This window comes from Blastococcus saxobsidens (genome assembly GCF_002938435.1).
In the GTDB taxonomy this organism is placed as follows: Bacteria; Actinomycetota; Actinomycetes; order Mycobacteriales; family Geodermatophilaceae; genus Blastococcus; species Blastococcus saxobsidens.
Genome location: NZ_POQT01000022.1, coordinates 1 through 23,130, shown reverse-complemented (window position 1 = coordinate 23,130; position 23,130 = coordinate 1). Strand labels below are relative to the sequence as shown.

The following is a 23,130-nucleotide window of genomic DNA, read 5'->3' as shown; positions in this document are numbered from 1 at the left end:
CGGTCAGTACCCGCCGGCGCCCAGCGCGGCGACGATCGCCGACAGCAGCCGGGCGTGGTGCTCCAGCAGCTGCGGGCGGTGCCCGTCGGGCCGGACGGCGCAGACGTGCCCTGCGCCGGACCAGAACTCGTCGCCGTCGTCGGTGCCGAGCAGGAGCCCGTGCACCGCCGGGTCCTGCGCGAGCCGGTGCAGGCGCGGGTCGTCCTCGGCGGCCAGCAGCAGCCAGCGCGCGTCGAACGCCGGGTCCCCGCTCGCCAGCGGCACCATGCCGCCGGTCCGGTGCCGCCAGAACCGGGCCGGGCTGAGCCGGAAGCCGGGCCCGGTGCCCAGCATCGGGGCGGCGGTGATCGCGTACTCCGGGACGACGTACCGCCCCGAGGCGTAGACGACGTCGAAGGCCACCAGCTCCAGGGAGCCGGCCCGGCCGCGCAGCACGTTGCCGGGGCGGTGGTCCTTGGTGGCGCGGACCGGCGAGGAGGCGATCACCTCGGCGAGCGGGGCGTCCTGCGGGGTGGTGCCGTCGGAGACGGTCCAGCCCTGCTGCAGGGCCCAGCCCTGCGCCCCGACGAGGTCGCCCTGGTAGGCGAACACCTGGTCGGCCGCGCCGGGCGTGCGGCGCCGGCCCCGGCGGTCGGTGCCTCCGGCCTCCGGTGGCTGACCCGGGAGCGGCGGACCCTGCGGCGGCGGCGCGTCCAGGGGCGCGGGTGCGTCACCGGGCGCCCGGCCGGCTCCGGGCACCGGCCCGTCGCCGGGCACCGGCCCCGCTGCGGGCGGCGGCACCGGGCGCTCCGGCTCGGCGGCCGGCAGGTCCCAGCCCGGCGGCTGCCAGGAGCGCGCGGAGATCGGCTGCTCGTCGTCCCGCGGCTTCTTCCGCCGGTCGACGAAGTTCGGCCGGTCCTCGTCCTCGGCCCCACCGGAGCCGAGGTGCGGGGGCTCGCGCCACCCGCTGCCGTCGCCGTCGTCGAAACCGTCCCGGTCACCGTCGCGGGGGCTGCTCATCGCTGCATCCTCCTCCCGGCGCCGGACCGTTGCGTCGGGCGCCTCATCCGTAGGTGTCGCGGGGTCCCCGTCCGCGCACCGAGCGCGGGCCCTTCTTCCAGCTGGGGGCCGTCGGACCGACAACGCGCAACGACGTCACGACGTCCCCGCCGACCTGCGCGCGCAGCTTGCCGAGGATCGTCGGCGCCAGCAGCCGCAGCTGGGTGGCCCACGCCGTGGACTCGGCCACGACCAGCAGGACCCCCTCGCTGAGCGTCTCCGGGCGGCAGTGCGAGGCGATGTCGGGACCCACGATGGCGTCCCACCGGCCGAACACCGACCCCACCTTCGTCCGCGACGACCAGTCCTCGTTGCTGACCAGGGAGTCGACCAGCCGTCCCAGCGGCTGGGGGTCGTCGGCGCCGGGGCCGGGGCCGCTCCAGGAGCGGCGCGGGCCGGCGACCCGCCGCCGGGTCGGCCGGGGGCGGGAGGCCGACGCCGCCCGCGCGGCCTCGAGGGCGGCCCGGGCGATGTCGCTCGGCCGGGCGGGCCGGTCCTCGCTCACGGCACCCTGCCCTCCCCGGCCGGAACGCCCTCCTTGACCACGACGGCGAAGCCGCCGCCCACCTCGACCCGCGCGCCGCGCAGCTCCGGCGGCACGTCGTCCATCACCGCGGCGGTGATCAGCGTCTGCTCGGCGGACCGGGCGACGGCCGCCAGGGCCGCCCGCCGCTCGGCGTCGAGGGTGGCGAAGACGTCGTCGAGGACCAGGATGGGGTCCTCGCCCTCGGCCCTCAAGAGGGCGAACGTCGCCAGCTTGAGCGCCAGCGCGAGCGACCACGACTCGCCGTGGCTGGCGAAGCCCTTCGCCGGTGCCGGTCCCAGGTGGATGACCAGGTCGTCGCGGTGCGGCCCCACGAGCGTCATGCCGCGGTCGAGCTCGTCACCCCGGCGCTCGGCGACCCGCGCCCGCATCGCCTCGGTCAGCTCCCCGGCCGACGGCAGCGTGGCACCGGGAACGAGCGCGACGCCCTCGCCGGCCAGCGGCACCGTCGAGCTGTACCCGAGCCCCGCCACCGCGCTGCCCTCGCCCGCCACCGCGGCGTAGGACTCGGCCACGTGCGGCGCCAGGTCGGCGATGAGCCGGAGCCGCGCGTCCAGGAGCTGCCCACCGAGATCGGTGAGGTGACCGTCCCAGACGTCGAGGGTCTCCATGGCCTTGCCGCGCGCCAGCCGGGCGGTCTTCAGCAGCGCGTTGCGCTGCTTGAGGACCCGGTCGTAGTCGCTGCGGACGCCGGCCAGCCGCGGCGTGCGGGTGGCCAGCAGCTCGTCGAGGAAGCGGCGCCGTTCGGTCGGGTCGCCCCGCACCAGGGAGAGGTCCTCCGGGGCGAACAGCACCGTGCGGACCAGGCCCAGCAGCTCCCGCGGGCGTGGCAGGGCGCCCCGGTTGACCCGCACCCGGTTGGCCTTGCCGGGGTTGATCTCGATCTCCACCAGGAGCTCGCGGTCCCCGCGGCGCAGCGCGGCGCGGACCACCGCCTGCGCGGCCCCGTGGCGCACCAGCGGTGCGTCGCCGGAGACCCGGTGGCTGCTCATGGTCGCCAGGTAGCCGACGGCCTCCACCAGGTTCGTCTTGCCCTCGCCGTTGCGGCCGACGAGCACCGTCGGCCCGGGCCCCAGGGCCAGGTCCACCCGGTCCCAGCTGCGGAACGAGCCCACCTGCAGGTGCCGTACGTACAACGAGGCCCTCCGTGGTGAGGTGCTGGAACGGCCGCTCTTCAGGGGCCCGCGCCGAGCACAGCGAGGCGTGGGGGGAAGGGCGGTCCTTCAGGCGGGGCGCTCGGCCTCCTGCGCCTGGACCGCGCGGACGGCGTGCCCGCCGAACTGGTTGCGCAGCGCGGCGACGGCCTTCATGGTCGGCGAGTCCTCCTGGCGGGAGGAGAAGCGGGCGAACAGGGACGCGGCGATGGTCGGCATGGGGACGGCGTTCTCGATCGCCTGCTCGACGGTCCACCGGCCCTCGCCGGAGTCATCGGCGTACCCGGTGATGCGCTCCAGGGCCGGGTCCTCCTGCAGGGCGCGGACCAGCAGGTCCAGCAGCCAGGAGCGGATGACGGTGCCCTGGGTCCAGGAGGCGATGACGCCGGGCACGTCCTCGATGAGGTCGACGGCGGCCAGCAGCTCGTAGCCCTCGCCGTAGGCCTGCATGAGCGCGTACTCGATGCCGTTGTGGACCATCTTGCTGAAGTGGCCGGCGCCGACCGGCCCGGCGTGCACGAAGCCGGCACCGGGCAGTTCCTGGCCGGACTCGTCCACCGGCGCCGGGGGCTTGAGGGCGTCGAAGATCGGCTGCGCCGTGGCGACGTCCTCCTTGGTGCCGCCCACCATCAGCGCGTAGCCGTTCTCCAGGCCCCACACGCCACCGGAGACGCCGACGTCGATGTAGCCGATGTTCTTCTCGCGGAGCATCACGTCGTGCACCTGGTCGTCGGTGTACTTCGAGTTGCCGCCGTCGATCACGATGTCGCCGGGGCTGAGCAGCTCGCCCAGCTCCTTGACCGTCGCCTTCGTCGGATCGCCCGCGGGCACCATGACCCAGATGACGCGGGGCGCCTCGAGCGCCTCGACCAGCGCGGGCAGGCTGTCGACGTCGCGCTTGCCGGGGGCGCGGTCGTAGCCCACGACCTCGTGCCCGGCGCGGCGCAGCCGCTCGGCCATGTTGCCGCCCATCTTGCCCAGCCCGATCAGCCCCAGCTGCACGACGGCGTCCCCTCTCAGCGTTTTCGTCTGCGTCCGTGCTCCATCGTGCTGGCCAGGGCCGGATCGTGCGACACCGGCTCCCCCGCGGCGGGCTCAGCCCGGCAGCCGCACCGGCATGATCAGGTACCGGTAGCTGCCCGGCCGTTCCGCCGGGGCGGCCGGTGCGTCGTCCGACGGCTCCTCCTCGACCCCGGAGAGCACCGCGGGCTTGAGCGGGCTGGTGAAGTCCAGCCGGGCCTGGGGGGTGTGCACCGCGGCCAGGCCGTCGAGCAGGAACGTCGGGTTGAAGCCGATCGTCAGCGGGTCGCCGTCGAAGTCGACGTCGCAGCGCTCCTCGGCCTGGCCCTCGTCGTCGGTACCGCCGGCCCGGAGCGTGACCTGGCCCGGGGTGAACTCGCAGCGCAGCGGCGTGCCGCGCTCGGCGACCAGGGCGACGCGCTTGGCGGCGTCGGTGAAGAGGCTGACCGGCAGCGTGGCGTTGGACAGGGACTCGTTCGGCATGATCGCGCGGTACTTCACGAACTCGGCGTCCAGCAGCCGGGTGGTGGTCTGCCGGTCCTTGCCCGACAGGCCCAGGATGCCCTCGCCGGAGCTGCCCGAGGACAGCGACAGGGTGATCTCCGGTCCGCTGGTCAGCGTCTTGGCCGCGTCGGCGAGGGTGCGGGCCGGGACCAGGACGGCGGCCGAGATGCCCGAGGTCTCCGGGCGCCAGGCGAACTCGCGCACGGCCAGCCGGTAGCGGTCGGTGGCGGCCAGGGTGATGAGGTCGTCCTCGATCTCCAGCCGGACACCGGTGAGCATCGGGAGGGTGTCGTCGCGTCCGGCGGCGATGGCCACCTGGCCCACGGCCTCGGCGAAGACGTCGCTGTCCACGATGCCGGCGGCCGAGGGCATCGACGGCAGCGAGGGGTAGTCCTCGACCGGCAGGGTCGGGAGGCTGAACCGGGCGTTGCCGCAGGTGATGGCCAGCCGCGGGCCCTCGGCGGTGATGTCGACCGGGTGCGGGGGCAGGGCCCGGGTGATCTCGGCGAGGAGCCGGCCCGGGACGAGCGCACGCCCGCTCTCACTGGTCTGGACGTCGATCTCCGCGCGGGCCGATACCTCGTAGTCGAAGCCCGAGACCGACAACTGGCTCCCGTCGACCTCGAGCAGGATGCCCGCCAGGACCGGCACCGACGGCCGCGGCGGCAGGCTGCGCGCCGTCCAGGCGACGGCGTCGGCGAGCACCTCACGTGCCACCCGGAACTTCATCTCTCGACCCACCCATGTTCGGTCCGCCCACCGGCCACCGGATTCCGGCAGCCGGTACGGGGAGGAGCTCGTCGTTTCCCGGCAACGGGGCCTCGAGGGCTCCGCTGCGGTGCTCATCGTGCCTGGTGCGGTGCCCCGTGGGGAAACCCCGCCCCTCGATGGGCTCCTGCGGCCTGCGCGGAGCGCCTGGAAGGCCTCCCAGCGCAGCGTCCCCACCCAGAGTGTGGTTCGAGAATTCTCCGGGATAACTCCTTCATCCTCGTCATCACACGTGTGGAAGCTGGGGATCGGGCCCCTTTCCGCAGGTCAGCGGGCGTCCGGGGGTGTTGACCGCTTGTGCAGGGTCAGCGTCCCCCTGTTGTCGACAGGTGGACAGATCGACGGCTGTGCACCGTCGCCGTCCGTCCTCCACCCGCTGTCCCCTGTCCACCCCCGGCTCGTCCCCAGGCCGTGCCCAGCCCCTCCGGCCGGTTCGACGCGGCTCGGCGCAGGCGGCCGGGCCGGACGGCGTAACCGCAGGTCAGCGGGTCGTTCGGGGATGGTGTCGTCGAGCCGGCCCCGGCGGCCCGTTACCCCGGACGAGGCCGGAAGGGAAGATCTCCCCAACCTGTGCACATTCCTGGGGACAACTTCTCGATCTGTCGACCACGACCGATCGCCGTCCCGCCGTCATCGGCCCGGAATCCTGGGCTTCCGTCCTCCCCAGGCTTCCGCACAGGTGTGGACAACCACTTGTCGACCACGTCGGGCAGGTGGCCGGCAGCTGCCGGGACGGTGACCGGCCCCCGCGCGCGGCGAGGCCCGGGGCCGCCCGTGCGGCCGCCCTCGACGCTTCCGGCGGAAGGTGCACGGACCGCCGGGGACGAGACGCCGGGCACTGCGGGACGGCGTCGACCGTCGCAGAGGTCGTCAGGGCAGGAACTTTCGGTGACGGGCCCTGCAGGATCACGCCGGGTGGGGTCCGGAGGGCCGCGGTGTCACTGCCGGGCGCGGCTCTTGATCCGCGCGGTCAGCTCGGTGACCTGCGTGTACGTGGCCCGCCGCTCGCTCATCAGGTTGGTGATCTTCTTGACGGCGTGCATGACCGTGGTGTGGTCCTTGCCGCCGAAGGAGGCCCCGATCCGCGGCAACGACAGCTCGGTCAGCTCGCGGCACAGGTACATGGCGATCTGCCGGGCGTTCACCAGCGTGCGGCTGCGGTTGGTGCCCTGCAGCTCCTCCATCGTCACGGAGAAGTACTCCGCGGTCGCGGCCATGATGATCGCCGCGGTGATCTGCGGGCCCTGTTCGTCGCTGATCAGGTCCTTGAGCACGAGCTCGGCCAGCGGCAGGTCCACCTGCTGCTTGTTGAGCGAGGCGAACGCGGTGACGCGGATGAGGGCGCCCTCCAGCTCGCGGATGTTGGTCTGCACCTTGCTGGCGATGAACTCCAGCACCGCGTCGGGCACCTGCAGCCGCTCGCCCCAGGCCTTCTTGCGCAGGATGGCGATGCGGGTCTCGAGGTCGGGCGCCTGGACGTCGGTGATCAGGCCCCACTCGAAGCGGGTGCGCAGCCGGTCCTCCAGCGTCGTCAGCTTCTTCGGCGGGCGGTCGGAGGTGATCACGATCTGCTTGCTGGCGTTGTGCAGCGTGTTGAAGGTGTGGAAGAACTCCTCCTGCGTGCGCTCGGCCCGCTCGAGGAACTGGATGTCGTCGATCAGCAGGAAGTCGATGTCCCGGTAGCGGCGGCGGAAGTCCTCGGCCCGACCGGAGTGCACCAGGTTGATGAACTCGTTGGTGAACTCCTCGGTGCTGACGTAGCGCACCTTCACGTTCGGGAACATGCGGGCGGCGTAGTGCCCGATCGCGTGCAGCAGGTGGGTCTTGCCCAGGCCGGACTCGCCGTAGATGAACAGCGGGTTGTACGCCCGGGCCGGCGCCTCGGCCACCGCGACGGCCGCGGCGTGGGCGAAGCGGTTGCTGTTGCCGATGACGAAACTGTCGAAGACGTACTTGGGGTTGAGGCCCGGGTCCAGGCCCGCCGGGCGGCCGCCCTCGGGCCGGCGGCCGCGACCGCCGGCCGCCGGCCCGCCGCGACGCTGGTCACCGGAGCCCGGGTCGACGTCGAAGGGCAGGACGTCGGCGCTGCGATCGCCGTCGGCCGGCTCACCCGGGGCCGGCCCCCACGGCGTGGTGCTCCAGTCCTCCGGGGCTCCTCGGTCGACCGGCGGGCGCTGCGGCCCGTCGGCCGGGTGCAGCTCGCGGACCTGTGGGAACTGGGTGTCCGCGGGACGCTCGGCCGCGGCGTCCCGGTCCCAGGGGGCCTTGCCCACGACGTCGGTCCGGACGCCGAAGGCGCTGCGCCCGTCGTCGGCGCGGTCGCGGGTGGCACGGTCCTCCTCGGCGCGCTGCGCCTCGGCCGCCGACCAGGGCCGGCGGACCGGCTCCTCGTCGCGGGGCTCGTCGGCCTGCGGCGGGGCGTCCTCCAGCTGCACGGCCACGCGGATGTCCCGGCCGAACTGCTCGGACAGCGCCTCGGCCAGCACCCGGCGCATGCGCGATTCGAGCACCGTCTGGGTGAACTCGTTCGGTGCAGCGAGCACCGCGGTGTCCTCGACCAGCCCCAGGGGGCGGGTCAGGTTCAGCATGGCGTTCTGCTGAGGGGAGAGGCTGGTGGCCAGCCGCTCCCGGATCTGGTCCCAGACCGTCGCCAGGTCCAGCGTGGCATCGGCCATGCCGTCTCGTCCTCCCATGCAGTCGACCCGCGGCCGCTCCCGGCGCTCCGGCACCTCCGCACCGTCCCCGCCGCGAGTTGCGCGTCCACCCCTGGATGCCCGTTGTGGACACGCGCACGCACGTGTTCCACATCGGTGTCCACAGGCTGTGCACGGTCGGCGGTGGAATGCGCCGGCCTCGTAGGGGGACGGCGGCCGGACCAGCGTTTCCGCTGGTCAGCCACCTGGTTGGGCGGGTGGAGGAGCGGCTCGGCGGTCGGTCGACCGACGGGGTCGGCCCGCGCGCCGTGACCCTGACGCCCGACGCGGAGCGACGGCGACGCTAACAGCTCCGTCCACAGCCCGGCAACGACGCCGGCGCCTCCGGCGCACCCGGGACGCCGTGCCGGGCGAGATGGCCCTCGGCGCGTCGTCCGCCGGTGGTGCGCCGTCCGGGGTGACCATGGGCGGTCGGCCGCGACCGGTCACCGGCACCCGCCGGGTCTCGGTTATGCTTGCCGGAGTCTGTGGACGGGTCTGCCCGACCCCGGCCGCTGCAGCGTGCCTGCGGTGCCGGGAGCCGGTCGACCGTCCGCAGTGTCAGCTTCCGGGGTTCCAGGAGTGGCCGTCGTGCCGGTCCGGGGCCCTGCGCGCCCCCGTCCACCGACGGGAGCGCACCGCCGATGTCGTGTAGTGGGAGTACCTCGTGAGCAAGCGCACGTTCCAGCCGAACAACCGCCGCCGGTCCAAGACCCACGGCTTCCGGCTGCGGATGCGTACCCGCGCGGGCCGGGCCATCCTGGCCGGCCGTCGGCGCAAGGGCCGCGAGAAGCTCTCCGCCTGACGTGCTGCCAGCGCAGGCACGCCTGCGCCGGCGCCCGGAGTTCAGTGCCGTCGTCCGATCCGGCCGGCGTGCCGGGCGACCGACCATGGTGCTGCACTACCTCTCCGAACGGCCCGCGCAGCCGGCCGGCGACCTCGCGTCCCCGGCGGCTGCACGGGCCGGTTTCGTGGTGGGCAAGAACGTGGGGAACTCCGTCGTGCGGCACCGGGTGACCCGTCGCCTGCGCGCCGTGGTGCGCGCCGAGCTCGGGCGGCTGCCCGCCGGCGCGGACCTCGTGGTGCGAGCCAGGCCCGAGGCCGCCGGGGCCGACTCCGCCGTGCTGCGCCGCGACCTGGCCTCGGGGCTGGACCGGCTCCTGGGCGAGCGGACGCGCGCCCGATGAGGGCCGGCCGGGCCGAGCCGCGCCGGTCCCCCGTCGCCCGTGGACTGGTGCGTGCGGTGGGTTTCTACTCCCGGGCGATCAGCCCTGCGCTCCCGCCGCGCTGCCGGTTCCACCCGACGTGCAGCGCCTACGCCGCGGAGGCGGTGGCGGTGCACGGTGCCGGCCGCGGGTCGTGGCTGACGCTGGTCCGGCTGGCGAAGTGCGCCCCCTGGCACCCCGGTGGCGTCGACCTCGTGCCGGCCGCCCGGCGTCCCGGCGGAACTGCGCCCGCCGCCCACTCGTCCAGAACTGCGGTGTCCCGTTCCGGAACGCCGACCGATGGCCCGGGTCCCGTCCCGGCCACCCCACCGGCTCCCGGCCGGGCGAACGAGGAGACCTTCGTTGCTTGACTGGCTGTACACCGCCATCTCCTGGGTGATGGCCCGGTGGCACTCGCTGTGGAACTGGGCGTTCGGTTATCCGCCCGCCGAGTCCGGGCTGTCGGGGCTGGCGTGGGTGCTGGCGATCGTCTTCCTGGTCGTCACCATCCGACTGATCCTCTTCCCGCTGTTCGTCAAGCAGGTCAAGTCCCAGCGGGCGATGCAGGAGCTCCAGCCGGAGCTGCAGAAGCTGCGCAAGCAGTACGGCAGCGACCGCCAGGGCCTGGCCGTGGCGATGCAGCAGCTGCAGAAGGAGCGCGGGGTCAACCCGCTGGCCGGCTGCCTGCCGATCCTCCCGCAGATCCCGATCTTCCTGTCGCTCTTCCACGTCCTGCGGCGGCTGGCCCCGGAGAAGCAGGGGCTGTACTCCTGGACCGACGAGCTGACCGACCAGGCCGCGCGGGCGAAGCTGTTCGGTGCGCCGATCTCCGCGTCGTTCAACATGAGCGGCGCCAAGGAGCAGGCGATCCTCGAGATCGCCAGCTACACGACGATCCGCACGGTCGCGTTCGTGCTGATCGTGGTCATGTGCGCGACGACCTACTTCACGCAGAAGCAGATCATGGCGCGCTCCGGCCCGGTCGAGGGTCAGGCCGCGATGGTCCAGAAGCTGATGCTCTACGGCGTGCCGATCAGCCTCTTCGTGTCGGGCTTCATCTTCCCGATCGGTGTCCTCATCTACTGGATGGTCAACAACCTCTGGACGCTGGGGCAGCAGTTCTTCATCCTGCGCAAGATGCCACCGCCCGGATCGGATGCCGCCAAGGCGAAGGCCGGCGCCGACAAGCCCGCGATCGACCCGCGCACGCTGGCCCCGAAGCCCGGCGCCAAGCCGGTGCGGAACAAGCCGGGTCGCACCGCCGCCTCTCCCACCGTGGCCCCGGACAGCACCGTCGACGGCGTTCCGGACGGGTCGGCACCGGACCCCGCAGCGCCCTCGACCGGTGCGACCGCGTCGCGCAACGGCTCCGGGAGCGGTTCCCGCCCGGGATCCGGCCAGGGCCCGGCGAACCGCGGCAAGCGCAAGCGTCGCTGACTGCTCCGCCCCGCCGGCTCGTCCGGCACACAGACCACCGGGTACGCCCGGCCGCCGCACATCCCTGGGAGGAACACCCGTGAGTGCTCCGCAGCAGTCCGCAACCGACAGCCAGCCTGCCCTGCCCGATGCCGACGCCGGCAGCGACGACGCCCTCGTCGAGGCCGTCGACGTCGAGACGGACGGGGCCGGCGGGACGGACGAGGCGCGAGGGACCGGCGACGACCACCTGGTCCGCGAGGGCGACGTCGCCGGGGACTACCTCGAGCGCCTGCTGGACATCCTGGACGTCGACGGGGACATCGACCTCGACGTCGAGGGCGACCGCGCCTCGGTGGCCATCGTCGGTGGCCGCCTCAACGACCTCATCGGCCCCGACGGTGCCACCCTGGAGGCCCTGCAGGAGCTGACCCGGCTCGCGGTGGCCCAGTCGACCGGTGTCCGGAGCCGGTTGATGCTCGACGTCGGCGGGTACCGGGCCAAGCGCCGGGCCGACCTGACCGCCCTGGCCGGGGAGGCGGCCCGCCGGGTCGCCTCGAGCGGCCAGCCGGAGCGGCTGAGCCCGATGAACCCGTTCGAGCGCAAGGTCGTCCACGACGTCATCGCCCCGGTCGCCGGGGTGCACAGCGAGTCGGAGGGCGAGGAGCCCAACCGTCGCGTCGTGGTCCTGCCCGACAGGTGACCCAGGGATCCCCGGAGCGGACGGCTCCCCCGGAGCCGCCCGCCACGGCCGCGGGCGTCTTCGGGGACGCGCTCCCCGCCGCGCAGCGGTACGTCGCCCGTCTGGCCACCGACGGGGTGACCCGTGGGCTGATCGGACCCCGCGAGGTGTCCCGGCTGTGGGAGCGGCACGTCCTCAACAGCGCGGCCGTCGCCGAGGCGGTCCCGCCGGGTGCCCGCGTCGTGGACGTGGGCAGCGGGGCCGGTCTCCCCGGCATCCCGCTGGGGCTCGCCCGCCCGGACGTCGCGTTGACGCTCGTCGAGCCGATGGCGCGGCGGGTCGAGTTCCTGGAGGAGGCGGTGGCAGACCTGGCCGGCGGGTCCTCCGCGGCGTGGCGCGTCGTCCGCGGCCGGGCGGAGGACCGGGGTGTCGTCTCGGCCGTCGGACCGGTGGACGTCGTGACCGCGCGGGCGGTTGCGCCGCTCCCCCGCCTCGTGGGCTGGTGCCGTGGTCTCCTGCGGCCGGGTACTCAGCTGGTGGCCCTCGTCGGGGCGCGAGCTCTCGAGGAACTGCCCTCTCTGGTCCCGGAGCTCCGGGCCGCCGGTATGCGGGACATCGAACCGCGGGCAGTCGGTGCATCCCTGGGGGACGCTGCCACTACCGTGGTGGTCATGACGCGTGGAGAACGGTGACGACGCTCCAGGCGAGCGCGCCGAGCCTGTTCCACGTGGAACAGGACGACATTCCCACCCCGTTCCACGTGAAACGCCGGCGGCACAGGAAGGACCCGCGATGACCGACCCGGGCGAGCGGCTGCGCAGCAGCCTCGCCGCTGACCAGTCGTCGGCCGCCTCCCCCGCCGGCGGGCTGGCCGACTTCGACAGCCCCATCGCGATGGAGGCCTTGCGCGCGACCCGCGTGCTGCACGCCGCGGACCAGGAGCCCTTCCCGGCTCCGGGGCGGATCCGGGTCATCACCATCGCCAACCAGAAGGGCGGGGTCGGCAAGACCACGTCCACGGTGAACCTGGGTGTGGCCCTGGCCCTCTACGGCCTGCGCACGCTGGTGATCGATCTCGATCCGCAGGGCAACGCGAGTACCGCCCTCGGTGTGGAGCACACCGTGGGGACGCCATCGATCTACGACGCCCTGGTCGGCGACAGCACGCTGTCGGAGGTGGTCCACCCGACCACGGCCAGCCCCAACCTGCTCTGCGTGCCGGCCACCATCGACCTGGCCGGCGCGGAGATCGAGCTGGTCTCCGTCGTCGCGCGCGAGCACCGCCTCCGCCGTGCCATCGAGGCCTACGTGGCGGCCCTCCCCCGTGAGCGTCGCCCGCACTACGTCCTCATCGACTGCCCGCCGTCGCTGGGCCTGCTCACGCTGAACGCGCTCGTCGCCGGCGACGAGGTGCTCATCCCCATCCAGTGCGAGTACTACGCACTGGAGGGTCTCGGGCAGCTGCTCAACAACATCGACCTCGTCCGCCAGCACCTCAACCCGGGGATCGCGGTGCGGACGATCCTGCTGACCATGTACGACGGCCGCACCAAGCTGGCCGACCAGGTGGCCGACGAGGTCCGCAACCACTTCGGCGACCTGGTGCTCGGCGCGGTCATCCCCCGCAACGTCCGGGTCTCCGAGGCGCCCGGCTACGGGCAGTCGGTGCTGACCTACGACCCGGGCTCCCGGGGGTCCACCAGCTACGTCGAGGCGGCGCGCGAGCTGGCCCGGCGCGGGGTCGACCTCCCGCCGCTCGACGCGACGACCGGCGGCGCCGGCGCGACCCCGGTCGGCGCGCTCGCCTTCGGCGACACGGCGGAGCCGTTCCGCACCCAGGAATCCCAGTGAGCACCACTCCCGACGAGGAGCAGTCATGACCAAGCGAGGCGGCCTGGGGCGCGGGCTGGCGGCGCTCATCCCGACCGGTCCCCCGCCGGCACCGGCGACCCCCGCCCCGGCACCGGCCCCCGTGGCGGAGCCGGCCCCCGAGACGCACGGGGACGAGGAGTCGTCGGGGACCGCGGCCGCGGTGCCGTCGTCGCCCGCCGGATCGTCACCCTCGCCCGCGGCCCCCTCGCCGGTCAGCCTCGTCCCGCCGCCGGCCGCTGCCCCCGAGTCGGCTGTGGGTGTACCCGGCGCGCAGCTCCGCGAGGTCGGCGTCGACGACATCGTCCCGAACCCGAAGCAGCCGCGTCAGGTCTTCGACGACGAGGCGCTGGAGGAGCTGACGCACAGCGTGCGCGAGTTCGGTCTGTTGCAGCCGATCGTCGTCCGGGAGGCCGGGGACGGGCGCTACGAGCTCATCATGGGCGAACGCCGGCTCCGGGCGTCCCGGGCCGCCGGACTGGAGACCGTCCCCGCCATCGTCCGGGACACCACCGACGACGCGATGCTCCGCGACGCGCTGCTGGAGAACATCCACCGGGTACAGCTGAACCCGCTGGAGGAGGCCGCGGCCTACCAGCAGCTGCTCGAGGAGTTCGGCGCCACCCACGAGGAGCTGGCGAGCCGGATCGGCCGCAGCCGCTCGCAGGTCACCAACACCATCCGGCTGATGAAGCTCCCGGTGAAGGTCCAGACGCGGGTGGCGGCGGGCGTCATCTCCGCCGGGCACGCCCGCGCGCTCCTCGGGCTCTCCGACGCCGCTGCGCAGGACGCGCTCGCGACGCGCATCGTCGCGGAGGGGCTGTCGGTCCGCGCCACGGAAGAGGCCGTCGCCATGGCGGCCGCCGAGGAGCCGACGGCCAAGCGCCGCACCCGGCGTATCTCGGCGCCGGGCGTGGAGGAGCTCGGCTCCCGGCTGTCGGACATGTTCGAGACGAAGGTGAAGATCCAGATCGGCCGGTCCAAGGGGAAGATCGTCGTCGAGTTCGGCTCGGTCGACGACCTCCAGCGGATCATCGGCGTCATGGCGCCAGAGATCACCGGACGGCGCCCCGACGCCTGATCGAACACGCACACGGGAAACGGGCCCCTAACGTCACTGACGTTAGGGGCCCGTTTCCCGTGGTACGGATGGGGTCAGCGCTCGGACGCCGCCCGCCGGGTCAGGAGTAGGGCGAGCACGTCCCCGAGGTCGAACCCGGCCGCTTCGACCGCCATCGGGAACATCGACGTCTCCGTCAGGCCCGGGGAGACGTTCACCTCCAGGAAGTGCACCTCCCCGTCCGGCGTCACGATCGCGTCGGTGCGGGACAGGTCGGCCAGGCCGAGGACCTCGTGGACGCGCACCGCCATGGCGGCTGCCCGGGCGGCGACGTCGTCCGGGATGCGGGCCGGGGCGTGGTACTCCGTCAGGCCGGGGCTGTAACGCGACGAGTAGTCGAAGACGCCGGACTCCGGCTCGATCTCGACCGCGGGCAGCGCCTGCGGCCCGTCCCCCAGGTCGACGACGGCGAGCGCGACCTCCACCCCGTCGACGTACCGCTCGACCATCACGGTGTCGCCGTAGGCGAAGCAGCTGACCATCGCCGCCGGCAGGTCCTCGACGCGGCTGACCTTCTGCACGCCGAGCGCGGACCCCCCGGAGGCGGGCTTGACCATGAGGGGCAGCCCGAGCCGGGCCACCATGAGGTCGAGCACCGCGCCGGCGCCGAGCTCGCGGAAGGTGCTGTGCGGGAGGGCCACCCAGTCCGGCGTCGGCACGCCCGCCGTGGCGACCACCGACTTCGCCGCCGGCTTGTCCCACGCCAGCCGGCAGGCCGAGGCCCGGGACCCGACGTAGGGCACCCCCGCCAGGTCGAGGACCGCCCGCAGGGCGCCGTCCTCCCCCGTCGCCCCGTGCAGCGCGATGAACACCGCGTCGGCGGGAGCGGCGGACAGGCCGGGCAGCAGCTCGGCGTCGGCGTCCCGCAGCTCGGCGTCCAGCCCGAGCCGGGTGAGCTCCTCGACCACCTGGGTGCCCGAGGACAGGCTGACCTCCCGTTCGAAGGTGAGCCCACCGGCGAGGACGACGGCACGCAACGGGTGCGCCGGCGCCGCCGCGGCGGGCTGGGCTGCGGGTGCTGTCTCGCTCATCGCCCGTCCTCGTAGGTGTCGCTGTTGGCCGGTCCGACGATCGACTCGGCGTCGTGCCCGGATGCCGGGGTGATCGCGCGGAAGGTGCCGGTGTCGACCTTGTCGAAGGTGGAGTGCAGGTCCAGCTCGGCCTCGATCACGCGGGCGAGGCGGCGCACTCCCTCCCGGATCTGGTCCGGCTCGGGGTAGCAGTAGGACAGCCGCATGTACTCCTGGCCGTTGCCGTCGGCGAAGAAGCCGATGCCGGGGACGTAGGCCACGTGGGCGGCGACCGCGCGCGGCTGCATGAGCTTGGCGTCCAGCCCGTGCGGCAGCTTCAGCCACACGTAGAAGCCGCCCTCGGGCCTGGTCCAGGCGGTGCCGGCGGGCATGAGGGCGGCCAGTGACTCCAAGGCGGCGTCGCGGCGCTCGCGGTAGAGCTCGGTGAACGTCTTGATCTGCTCCCGCCAGGGCTGGGTGTCCAGGTAGCGGGCGACGGCGTACTGGGTCAGCGAGGGCGGGCAGAGCACCTGCGCCTCGGTCGCCAGCACGAGCTTCTCGCGGACGGCCAGCGGGGCCAGCACCCAGCCGACGCGCAGGCCGGGGGAGAACGTCTTGGAGAACGAGCCGAGGTAGATGACCCGCTGGTTGTTGCGGGCCCGCAGCGCGCGCATCGGCTCGTGCTCGAAGCCGAGCAGCCCGTACGGGTTGTCCTCGATCACCAGCAGGTCGTACTTCTCCGCGAGGGCCACGATCGCCTCGCGGCGCGGCTCGGAGAGGGTGACACCGGCGGGGTTGTGGAAGTTCGGCACCGTGTAGAGGAACTTCACCCGGTCGCCGTTGGCGCGGCAGTCCAGCAGCGCTTCCTCGAGGGCCTCGGGGATGAGCCCGTGGTCGTCCATGGCGACGTGCCGGACGCGGGCCTGGGCGGCCTGGAAGACACCCAGCGCACCCACGTAGGACGGGCCCTCGGCCAGGATCACGTCGCCGGGGTCGCAGAAGACCCGGGTGACGAGGTCCAGGCCCTGCTGGGAGCCGACGGTCACCACGACCTCGCTCGGGGAGGCGTCGGTGATGCCCTCGAGCGCCATCACGTCGCAGATCCGCTCGCGCAGCCGCGGATCCCCCTGGCCGGAGCCGTACTGCAGGGTCTGGGCGCCCATGCCCGAGACCAGCTCGCCGATCATCGAGCCGACCGCGTCGAGCGGGAGTGCGGTGACCGCCGGCATGCCGCCGGCCAGGGAGACGACCTCCGGCCGGCTGACGACGGAGAACAGCGCGCGGATCTCCGAGGACTTCATGCCGTGCGTCCGTGCTGCGTACCGGTCGGCCAACGGGTCCAGCCGCGGATGGCGCGGGACGACGTGGGGATGGGCACCTGTGGTCAGGTGCGTCCCCGGCTGACCGGGACCGGCGGGCGAGCCGGGCGGGAGGGTGGGCACCTCCAGGAGTGTAGGCCGGGGTGCGGCGAGCCATGAGAGGGCGTGAGGGGCCCTGCTGGCGGTGACCGGCACCGTCGGCCCGAGTGGGGCCCGGAGGGTCCCGCGCAGGGACGACTCAACGGCTCCGCGGCAGCTGGGGACGCTCCCTGGCCGCGGTGTCGTCCGGAGGACGACGATGTGCAGAGCGGTGTCGTCCGGAGGAGGACGATGTGCACAGCCCCCTCAGACGTGCGTGGGTAGCTGGAACGTGCCCGTCGGGGGGTCGGCCTCGGCGGGCAGGTAGAGACGCTGCACGGCGGCCAGGACGGCGTGGGCGATGGCGCTGCGCACGCGGGCGTCCAGGAGCAGCAGCCGGTCCACCGGGTGCGAGAGGTAGCCGCAGTCGAGCCGGACGGACGGCATGCGGGTCATCCGCAGCTGGTCCCACGTCTTGGGGTGCGAGCCGAGGTCCAGCAGCCCGGTACGGGCCACGACCTCGCGGCGCACCAGGGAGGCGAACTCCTCCCCCACGGTGGACGACGCCCCGGAGCCGGTGCCGTAGTAGTAGCTCGCCACACCGCGCGCGTGCTCGGACGTGTGCGCGTCCATGTGCAGGGAGATGAAGAGGTCGGCGCGGGCGTCGTTGGCGAACGCGGTCCGCTCCGCCAGCTCTGGGCCCTGCGCGCGCCCGCGGGTCAGGTAGACCGTGGCACCCGCGGCTGCGAGCCGGCCCTCGATCCGGGACGCGAGGTCGAAGACCAGGTCGGCCTCGGTGGTCTCGCCGGCGGTGAAGCCGGTGTCGGCGCCGCCGTGCCCCGGGTCCACGACGATCCGGCGGCCGATGAGGTGCGGGCCGCTCTCCACGAAGGAGGCGCTCTGCCGCAGCAGCTGCGGGCGCCCACCGGTGACCTTGCGGCCGAGCTGGCGCAGGGCGCGCAGCGTGGCGGGGCCGCAGGTCCCGTCGGAGGTCAGACCGTAGTCGCGCTGGAACGCGCGCAGGCCCGTCTCGGTCTCCGGGCCCAGGATGCCGTCGGCCCGGCCGGCGTCGTAGCCGAGCTCGAGCAGGCGCTCCTGCAGGTTGGTGACGTCGTCGCCGCGCATCGGGCGCTCGGGGTCGTACCGCAGGAGCCGGTCACCGAGGGACCAGCGGGCCTCGCTGAGGGCGCGGTAGGTCTCCTCGCCGACCCTTCCGTCGACGGAGAGCCCGCGGACCTGCTGGAAGTGGCGGACGGCGAGCTCGGTGGCGTCGTCGTACTCGACGGAGTCCAGGGGCTGCTCGGCGCCGTCCGCGGACGCGCCCGGTGGCAGGAGCCCCAGGCTGCGCAGAGCAGCGTGCACGTCGGCAACTGCCGGTCCACGGTCTCCACGCCTCAGGATGTGCATGCGGCTGTCGGTTCCCATCGTGTGACCGATTGTGGTCGATCGGTCCCGGACCGGCTCACCGGGGGCCGGGGGACTCCCCCGCTCACGACGAAGGCCCCACCCGTCCGGAGGACGGGTGGGGCCCGGTCGTACGGAGCGTCACCGTCATCGCCCCGCGGGGGGCGGTCCGTGGCTCAGATGTAGTCGGCGAGGTCGCTCAGGATCGCGCCCTTCGGCTTGGCGCCGATGATGCTCTTCACCGGCTTGCCGCCCTGGAAGACCGTCATGGTCGGGATCGACATGACCTGGTAGTCCCGGGCGATCTGCGGGTTCTCGTCGATGTTGAGCTTGGCGATGGTGAGCTTGTCGCCGTGCTCGGAAGCGATCTCCTCCAGCACGGGGGCGACCATCTTGCACGGGCCGCACCACTCCGCCCAGAAATCGACGAGCACGGGCTTGTCGCTGCCCAGCACATCGGTGGCGAAGCTGGCGTCGGTGACCGTCACGGTGTTGCCTGCCATGGTCGTTCTCCCTCTCGGTCGACTGGCTCGTAGGTGGTGCGGACGAGGTTGCCTGCTGGGGACAACCGGCGCTCGGCGCCGGTTATGCCCGGATCAGCGCTCGTCGAAGGTGTCGGCGAGCCACCGCTCGGCGTCGATGGCGGCGGCGGCACCGGTGCCGGCCGACGTGATCGCCTGGCGGTAGATGTGGTCGACGACGTCACCGCAGGCGAAGACGCCGTCGATGTTGGTGCGGGTGGTCGGGTGCTCCACCTGGATGTAGCCCGCGTCGTCCAGCTTCAGCTGACCGGCGAACAGCTCGCTGCGCGGGTCGTGCCCGATGGCGACGAAGAGGCCGCTGACCGGCACCGTCTCGGTCGCGCCGCTGCTCACGTCGGTCAGCTCGACCGCCGAGACGGTGGTGTCGCCCAGGACGTCCGTGACCTGCTTGCCCAGGGCCCAGCGGATCTTCTCGTTGTCCTGCGCCCGCTTGACCATGATCTTGGAGGCGCGCAGCTCCTCCCGCCGGTGCACGACGGTCACGCTCTTGGCGAAGCGGGTGAGGAAGGTGGCCTCCTCCATCGCGGAGTCACCGCCGCCGACGACCACGATGTCCTGGTCGCGGAAGAAGAAGCCGTCGCAGGTGGCACAGGCGGAGACGCCGCGGCCGAGCAGTCGCTGCTCGTTGTCCAGACCGAGGTACCGGTACTTGGAGCCGGTGGCGACGATGACCGCGTGCGCGCGGTGCACGGTGTCGCCGACCTTGACGGTCTTCGGGTTCGCGGTGAGGTCCACCTCGGTCACGTCCGAGGGCACCAGCTCGGCGCCGAACTTCTCCGCCTGGGTGCGCATGTCGTCCATGAGCTGCGGGCCCTGGATGCCCTCGGGGAACCCGGGGAAGTTCTCCACCTCGGTGGTGGTCATCAGGGCGCCACCGAACTGGGAGCCCTCGAACACCAGCGGGTGCAGGTTGGCCCGGGCCGCGTACGTGGCGGCGGTGTAGCCGGCGGGCCCGGAGCCGATGATGATCAGGTCACGGATGCCGTCGTGCTCGGCCGGGGGGATGACGGGGTTCACGATCTCCTCCGTCGTCACGGCAGGACCAGGCGTCGGGAAGTCACTCACGGGCGGCACAACGAGGATCGTAGGGGCGGCATTCCGAGGCCCCGTCCAGAGGCTCGCCGCGAGCCTGCGAGCGGTGAGGAGGACGGGGTCCTCTTTCAGCCGGCGGTGCGGATCTCCACTTCGCCGAGCTCCGCGGCGAAGCCGTCCCCGGCGTTCACCAGCCCGGTCACCCACACGAGCACGTAGCGGGCCGTGACCGGCTCCCCGAACTCCAGGTCGGTGCTCCCGCCCAGCGTGCCGTCGGCGGCCGGGGTGAAGTCCTCGAGCGCCTGGCCGGCGGCCTCGCCCGTGCGGATCTCCACGGTCGCGCCGTCCGACGGCGAGGTGAGCGTGACCCCGGAGACCTGCTGGGCCTCCCCGAGGTCGTAGAGGACCCCCACGCCGGGCTTGAGGTTGCCGAAGGCCGGGGATCCCCGGTAGGTCAGCGTCGACCAGGTCGAGGCCGGATCGCCGTCGTAGGACGCCGGGATCTGCCCGGTGTTCTCCGGCTCGCCGTCGCCGAAGGGGTCGAAGACGTCGGCCGCGGTGATGGCGGCGACGGAGCCGGGCTCGGCGGCCGGCTCCTCCGAGCCGCCCGTCGAGCCGTCCGCCGGAGCGCTCACCGACGGCGTGGACCCCTGGTCGTCGACGGACCCGGCGACCGACAGCACGCTGGAACCGAACCACCAGGCGAGCGCGATCACGACGGCCAGCGCGAGCAGCGGGAGGCCCACGACCACCAGCTTGTGCCGCCGGGCGCCGTCCTCGTCGTCGCGGTCGTCGTCGAAGTCGACGTCCGATCGGTCGTCGTAGCCGGTCCCGCCGTCGGGCAGGACGCCGAAGGACTCCTCGCCCTCGTCGAGCGGGTGCCGCCCAGCGGGGGGCGGTGGGGTGAGGCCGGAGCGGCCGATGGAGCCGGCGTCCACGGTGTCGGCGCCGAGCGCGGCCCCGGACAGGGGCGGCCCCTGGGTCACCGGGCGCACCGGGGGCACGGGGGGAAGGGTGCCGGGCTCCAGCCGGACGGGCGCCACCGCCTCGGGGCGCCGGTCGCGGGACCAGCGGCGCCGCCCGCCGTCGTCGTCGGCCTCCCGGCCCCGGCCGGCTGTCGGCGTGGGACCGGTGCGCGGGCGTTCGGCCAGCAGGGAGGCCATGGCGGCCACGCTGGACAGCCGCTGGCCGGGTTCGGTGGACCGGGCACGGCGGGCCAGGGCGATGAGGTCGGAGGGGCCGGAGATCCCGCGTGCGCCCGGGCCCACTCCGGTCAGGCAGGCCTCGAGCAGCTCGCCCAGGGCCTGGATGTCGCCGTCGACGGTGCCCGCGGCCGCCGGCACGGCCCGGAGGCCCACCAGCCCGTTCGGCCGCAGCACCACGTTGTCCAGGGTCAGCCCGCCGACGGCCAGCCCGACCCGGTGCGCCTCGGCGACGCCCTCGGCCAGCCGGCGGACCGTCAGCCGCACCTCGCGTTCGGGCATGGGGCCCGAGCGGAGCCGGTCGGCCAGGGTCTCGCCGTCGATCCACTCGTTGACGACGTAGGCCGCGCCCCCGGGGGCCTGCGGATCACCGCTGCCCTCCGAGGCGTCGTAGACCATCGCCAGCGCAGGGGTCGCCAGGCCGCCGGCGGTCAGCGCGCGGGTGATCCACGCGTGCGCGGCCGGCCCGGCGGGGGTGTGCACGCGGATCGCGACGTCGCGGTTGAGGACGCGGTCCTTGGCCCGCCAGCACTGGATGACCCCGGTGGGCGTGATCTCGTCGGGGCCGATCTGGTCGAGCGGGCGGTAGCGGTCCGGGAGGCCGGTGGTCGTGGACGCCATCGACACTGTCGACTCCCTGTGCAGCTCCGGCCGCCGGGGCTGCTGCCCCGGCACGTTCGGCTCCGCGGCAGTGCTCACGAGCGGCCCCGTCCCAGCCGGGCCCTGACCGCGGTCAAGGGCTCCCGGAGCTCCGGAACACGGGCCATCACGAGTCCGACCACCGCGACGCCTCCGATGACAACGGTACCGACCAGCACCTGCAGGAGCGACCCTGCCGTCGACTGTCCGCCCAGGTCGGAGGTCACGATCCGGACAAGCCAGCCCGCGAGGCCCGCCACGAGGGCCACGAGGGCCACCCGGAGCACCGGCCCGAACGTCTCCCGGGTGCGCAGGCCGCCGAGCCGCCGGCGCAGCGCCAGGTCACCGATTCCCCAGCCGGCGACGTAGGTGATGCTCGTGACGAGCATCAGCCCGGCCACGACGTGCTCGGGGTCGACGACGGCGGGCACGGCCAGCAGCAGGGGCACGCGCACGAGCACCATGCCGACCTGGATGAGGGTGGGCGTGCGGGCGTCCTTCATCGCGTAGAAGACCCGCAGCTGCAGCAGGGTGACCGCCATGGGCAGCAGGCCGAAGGCCCCGGCCGCCAGCGCGGTGCCGATCGCCTGGGCCTCCTCCAGGGAGGTGTTGCCGCGGGCGAAGGCCAGGACGCCCAGCGGCGTGCCGAGGACGGTGAGGACGGCGGTCACGGGCAGCAGGCCCAGGGCCGACAGCCGGGTGCCCAGGGAGAGGTCGTCGACGACGCCGGGGACGTCGGAGCGCGCGGCCGCCCGGCTCATGCGGGGTACCAGGGCGGTCAGCAGCGCGACGCCGATGATCCCGTAGGGCATCTGGAACAGCAGGCTGGCGAACTGGAACGCGGTCGAGCCGAGGCCGCCGTCGCGCTGCGCCTGGTTGGCGATGCGCATCGCGACCAGCACGCCGACCTGGCTGACGGCCACGTAGCCGATGACCCAGAGGCCGAGCGTCCCCGCCTCGCGCAGCCCGGTGTCGCGGACGCCCCACCGCGGCCGCAGCGGGACGCCGGCACGGCCGAGCAGCGGCACGAGGACCAGGGCCTGCACGGCGATGCCGAGCACCGTGCCGATGCCGAGCAGCCACACCAGGCCCGGCTCGATGGTCCGCGGCTGCAGCACGCCCGGACCGCTGGCGGCCAGGAACACCAGGCCGGTCGCGATCACCACGACGTTGTTGAGCACCGGCGCCCAGGCCGGGGGCCCGAAGACGCCGCGGCTGTTGAGGATGGCCTGCGCGAAGGCGCCGAGCCCGTAGAAGATGATCTCCACCAGCAGCATGCGGGCCAGCCAGTTGGCCAGGCGGTACTGCTCGGGATCCTCGTCCAGCCCGTACAGGGCGGTGAGCAGCGGCGCGGCGAGGACCGCCAGCACCGTCATGACGGCCAGGCCGGCCATGGCCATCGTGACCAGCCGCTGCGCGTAGCCGACGCCGTCGTCCCGGTCGCGCTCCTGGGCGTGCACCAGCAGCGGGACGATCACCGAGGTGAGCACGCCGCCGAGCAGCAGCTCGTAGACGATGTTCGGCAGCGTGTTGGTGGTGGCGTACGCGTCGGCCAGCAGACCCACGCCCAGGGCCGCCGCGAGCACCATCGTGCGCAGCAGGCCGGTGATCCGGGAGACCAGCGTCGCCACGGCCATCGTGCCCGCGGCGCGCAGGATGCCGCGGCTGGCGCCGGGAGCGCCCTCGCGCTCCTCGACGTCCTCGTCGGTGTCGGAGGCCGCCCGCGGCACCGGCGGCAGCACCGGCATGGGGAAGACCTGGGTCTCGTCCGCCGCGGGGACCCAGCGGTGCCGCAGCGGCGGCATGGGGGGAAGCGGCGCGGCGCCGCGCGCGCGGGCCGGCGGCACCGGCGGGCGGGGGGCCGGTCGCTGCGGGTCGCGCTGCTCCGGGG

21 protein-coding genes are annotated in these 23,130 nt (G+C 73.7%); 8 read left to right on the top strand and 13 right to left on the bottom strand.

Features of this window, described 5'->3' with window-relative positions; translation table 11 throughout:
* Positions 1-3 precede the first annotated feature (3 nt).
* The 6 genes from C5507_RS13800 to dnaA form a co-directional block, all read right to left on the bottom strand.
* Positions 4-999: a hypothetical protein gene (locus C5507_RS13800; protein ID WP_158657605.1), complete on the bottom strand. Its 996-nt coding sequence runs from the start codon at positions 997-999 to the stop codon at positions 4-6.
* Between the two features lie 43 nt (positions 1,000-1,042).
* Positions 1,043-1,543 (bottom strand): DciA family protein, encoded by a 501-nt coding sequence (locus C5507_RS13790; RefSeq protein WP_104529099.1) that lies wholly within the window; start codon positions 1,541-1,543, stop codon positions 1,043-1,045.
* Positions 1,540-2,718 carry a DNA replication/repair protein RecF gene (recF, locus tag C5507_RS13785; protein WP_104529098.1) on the bottom strand — a complete coding sequence of 393 codons (1,179 nt, stop codon included), beginning with the start codon at positions 2,716-2,718 and terminating at the stop codon, positions 1,540-1,542. The genes C5507_RS13790 and recF overlap by 4 nt, the downstream gene beginning before the upstream one ends.
* Before the next feature lie 87 nt (positions 2,719-2,805).
* Positions 2,806-3,738 (bottom strand): phosphogluconate dehydrogenase (NAD(+)-dependent, decarboxylating), encoded by a 933-nt coding sequence (gene gnd, locus C5507_RS13780; protein WP_104529097.1) that lies wholly within the window; start codon positions 3,736-3,738, stop codon positions 2,806-2,808.
* A gap of 93 nt (positions 3,739-3,831) precedes the next feature.
* A complete protein-coding gene (gene dnaN / locus C5507_RS13775) occupies positions 3,832-4,989 on the bottom strand; it encodes a DNA polymerase III subunit beta (protein WP_104529096.1) in 1,158 nt (385 codons plus the stop codon).
* A gap of 977 nt (positions 4,990-5,966) precedes the next feature.
* Positions 5,967-7,703 carry a chromosomal replication initiator protein DnaA gene (gene dnaA, locus C5507_RS13770; protein ID WP_104529095.1) on the bottom strand — a complete coding sequence of 579 codons (1,737 nt, stop codon included), beginning with the start codon at positions 7,701-7,703 and terminating at the stop codon, positions 5,967-5,969.
* Between the two features lie 685 nt (positions 7,704-8,388).
* Between dnaA and rpmH the strand changes: the two genes are divergently transcribed.
* The 8 genes from rpmH (at position 8,389) to C5507_RS13730 (ending at position 13,974) form a co-directional block, all read left to right on the top strand.
* Complete coding sequence (gene rpmH / locus C5507_RS13765) at positions 8,389-8,526, top strand: 50S ribosomal protein L34 (RefSeq protein WP_040338882.1); 138 nt, start codon at positions 8,389-8,391, stop codon at positions 8,524-8,526.
* Position 8,527: 1 nt separating this feature from the next.
* Positions 8,528-8,908: a ribonuclease P protein component gene (gene rnpA / locus C5507_RS13760; protein WP_104529094.1), complete on the top strand. Its 381-nt coding sequence runs from the start codon at positions 8,528-8,530 to the stop codon at positions 8,906-8,908.
* A gap of 56 nt (positions 8,909-8,964) precedes the next feature.
* Positions 8,965-9,297: a membrane protein insertion efficiency factor YidD gene (gene yidD, locus C5507_RS13755; RefSeq protein WP_242611245.1), complete on the top strand. Its 333-nt coding sequence runs from the start codon at positions 8,965-8,967 to the stop codon at positions 9,295-9,297.
* Positions 9,290-10,363 carry a membrane protein insertase YidC gene (gene yidC / locus C5507_RS13750; protein ID WP_207225878.1) on the top strand — a complete coding sequence of 358 codons (1,074 nt, stop codon included), beginning with the start codon at positions 9,290-9,292 and terminating at the stop codon, positions 10,361-10,363. The genes yidD and yidC overlap by 8 nt, the downstream gene beginning before the upstream one ends.
* A 79-nt stretch (positions 10,364-10,442) precedes the next feature.
* Positions 10,443-11,045: a Jag family protein gene (locus C5507_RS13745; protein ID WP_104529091.1), complete on the top strand. Its 603-nt coding sequence runs from the start codon at positions 10,443-10,445 to the stop codon at positions 11,043-11,045.
* A complete protein-coding gene (gene rsmG / locus C5507_RS13740; protein ID WP_104529090.1) occupies positions 11,042-11,716 on the top strand; it encodes a 16S rRNA (guanine(527)-N(7))-methyltransferase RsmG in 675 nt (224 codons plus the stop codon). The genes C5507_RS13745 and rsmG overlap by 4 nt, the downstream gene beginning before the upstream one ends.
* A gap of 100 nt (positions 11,717-11,816) precedes the next feature.
* Entirely contained in the window at positions 11,817-12,875 is a 1,059-nt protein-coding gene (locus tag C5507_RS13735) for a ParA family protein (RefSeq protein WP_104529089.1), read from the top strand.
* Positions 12,876-12,900: 25 nt separating this feature from the next.
* Positions 12,901-13,974: a ParB/RepB/Spo0J family partition protein gene (locus C5507_RS13730; RefSeq protein WP_104529088.1), complete on the top strand. Its 1,074-nt coding sequence runs from the start codon at positions 12,901-12,903 to the stop codon at positions 13,972-13,974.
* A gap of 74 nt (positions 13,975-14,048) precedes the next feature.
* Here the strand turns inward: C5507_RS13730 and C5507_RS13725 are convergent, their stop codons facing one another.
* The 7 genes from C5507_RS13725 to murJ form a co-directional block, all read right to left on the bottom strand.
* Entirely contained in the window at positions 14,049-15,044 is a 996-nt protein-coding gene (locus tag C5507_RS13725) for a D-alanine--D-alanine ligase family protein (protein WP_104529087.1), read from the bottom strand.
* A complete protein-coding gene (locus tag C5507_RS13720; RefSeq protein ID WP_242611244.1) occupies positions 15,041-16,465 on the bottom strand; it encodes an aminotransferase-like domain-containing protein in 1,425 nt (474 codons plus the stop codon). Before C5507_RS13720 ends, C5507_RS13725 begins: the two co-directional genes overlap by 4 nt.
* Positions 16,466-16,687: 222 nt before the next feature.
* Positions 16,688-17,827: an N-acetylmuramoyl-L-alanine amidase gene (locus C5507_RS13715; protein ID WP_104529086.1), complete on the bottom strand. Its 1,140-nt coding sequence runs from the start codon at positions 17,825-17,827 to the stop codon at positions 16,688-16,690.
* 173 nt (positions 17,828-18,000) lie between these two features.
* Positions 18,001-18,327, bottom strand: coding sequence for a thioredoxin (gene trxA / locus C5507_RS13710; protein ID WP_014378697.1), 327 nt, complete (start codon positions 18,325-18,327; stop codon positions 18,001-18,003).
* Between the two features lie 93 nt (positions 18,328-18,420).
* On the bottom strand, positions 18,421-19,383 hold the full coding sequence (gene trxB / locus C5507_RS13705; protein WP_242611242.1) for a thioredoxin-disulfide reductase: 963 nt from the start codon (positions 19,381-19,383) through the stop codon (positions 18,421-18,423).
* 143 nt (positions 19,384-19,526) lie between these two features.
* Positions 19,527-21,221, bottom strand: coding sequence for a protein kinase family protein (locus tag C5507_RS13700; RefSeq protein ID WP_165400474.1), 1,695 nt, complete (start codon positions 21,219-21,221; stop codon positions 19,527-19,529).
* A 74-nt stretch (positions 21,222-21,295) separates the two neighbouring features.
* Positions 21,296-23,130, bottom strand: a 1,835-nt coding sequence (gene murJ, locus C5507_RS13695; RefSeq protein WP_104529083.1) for a murein biosynthesis integral membrane protein MurJ, incomplete at its 5' end; no start/stop codon positions are given.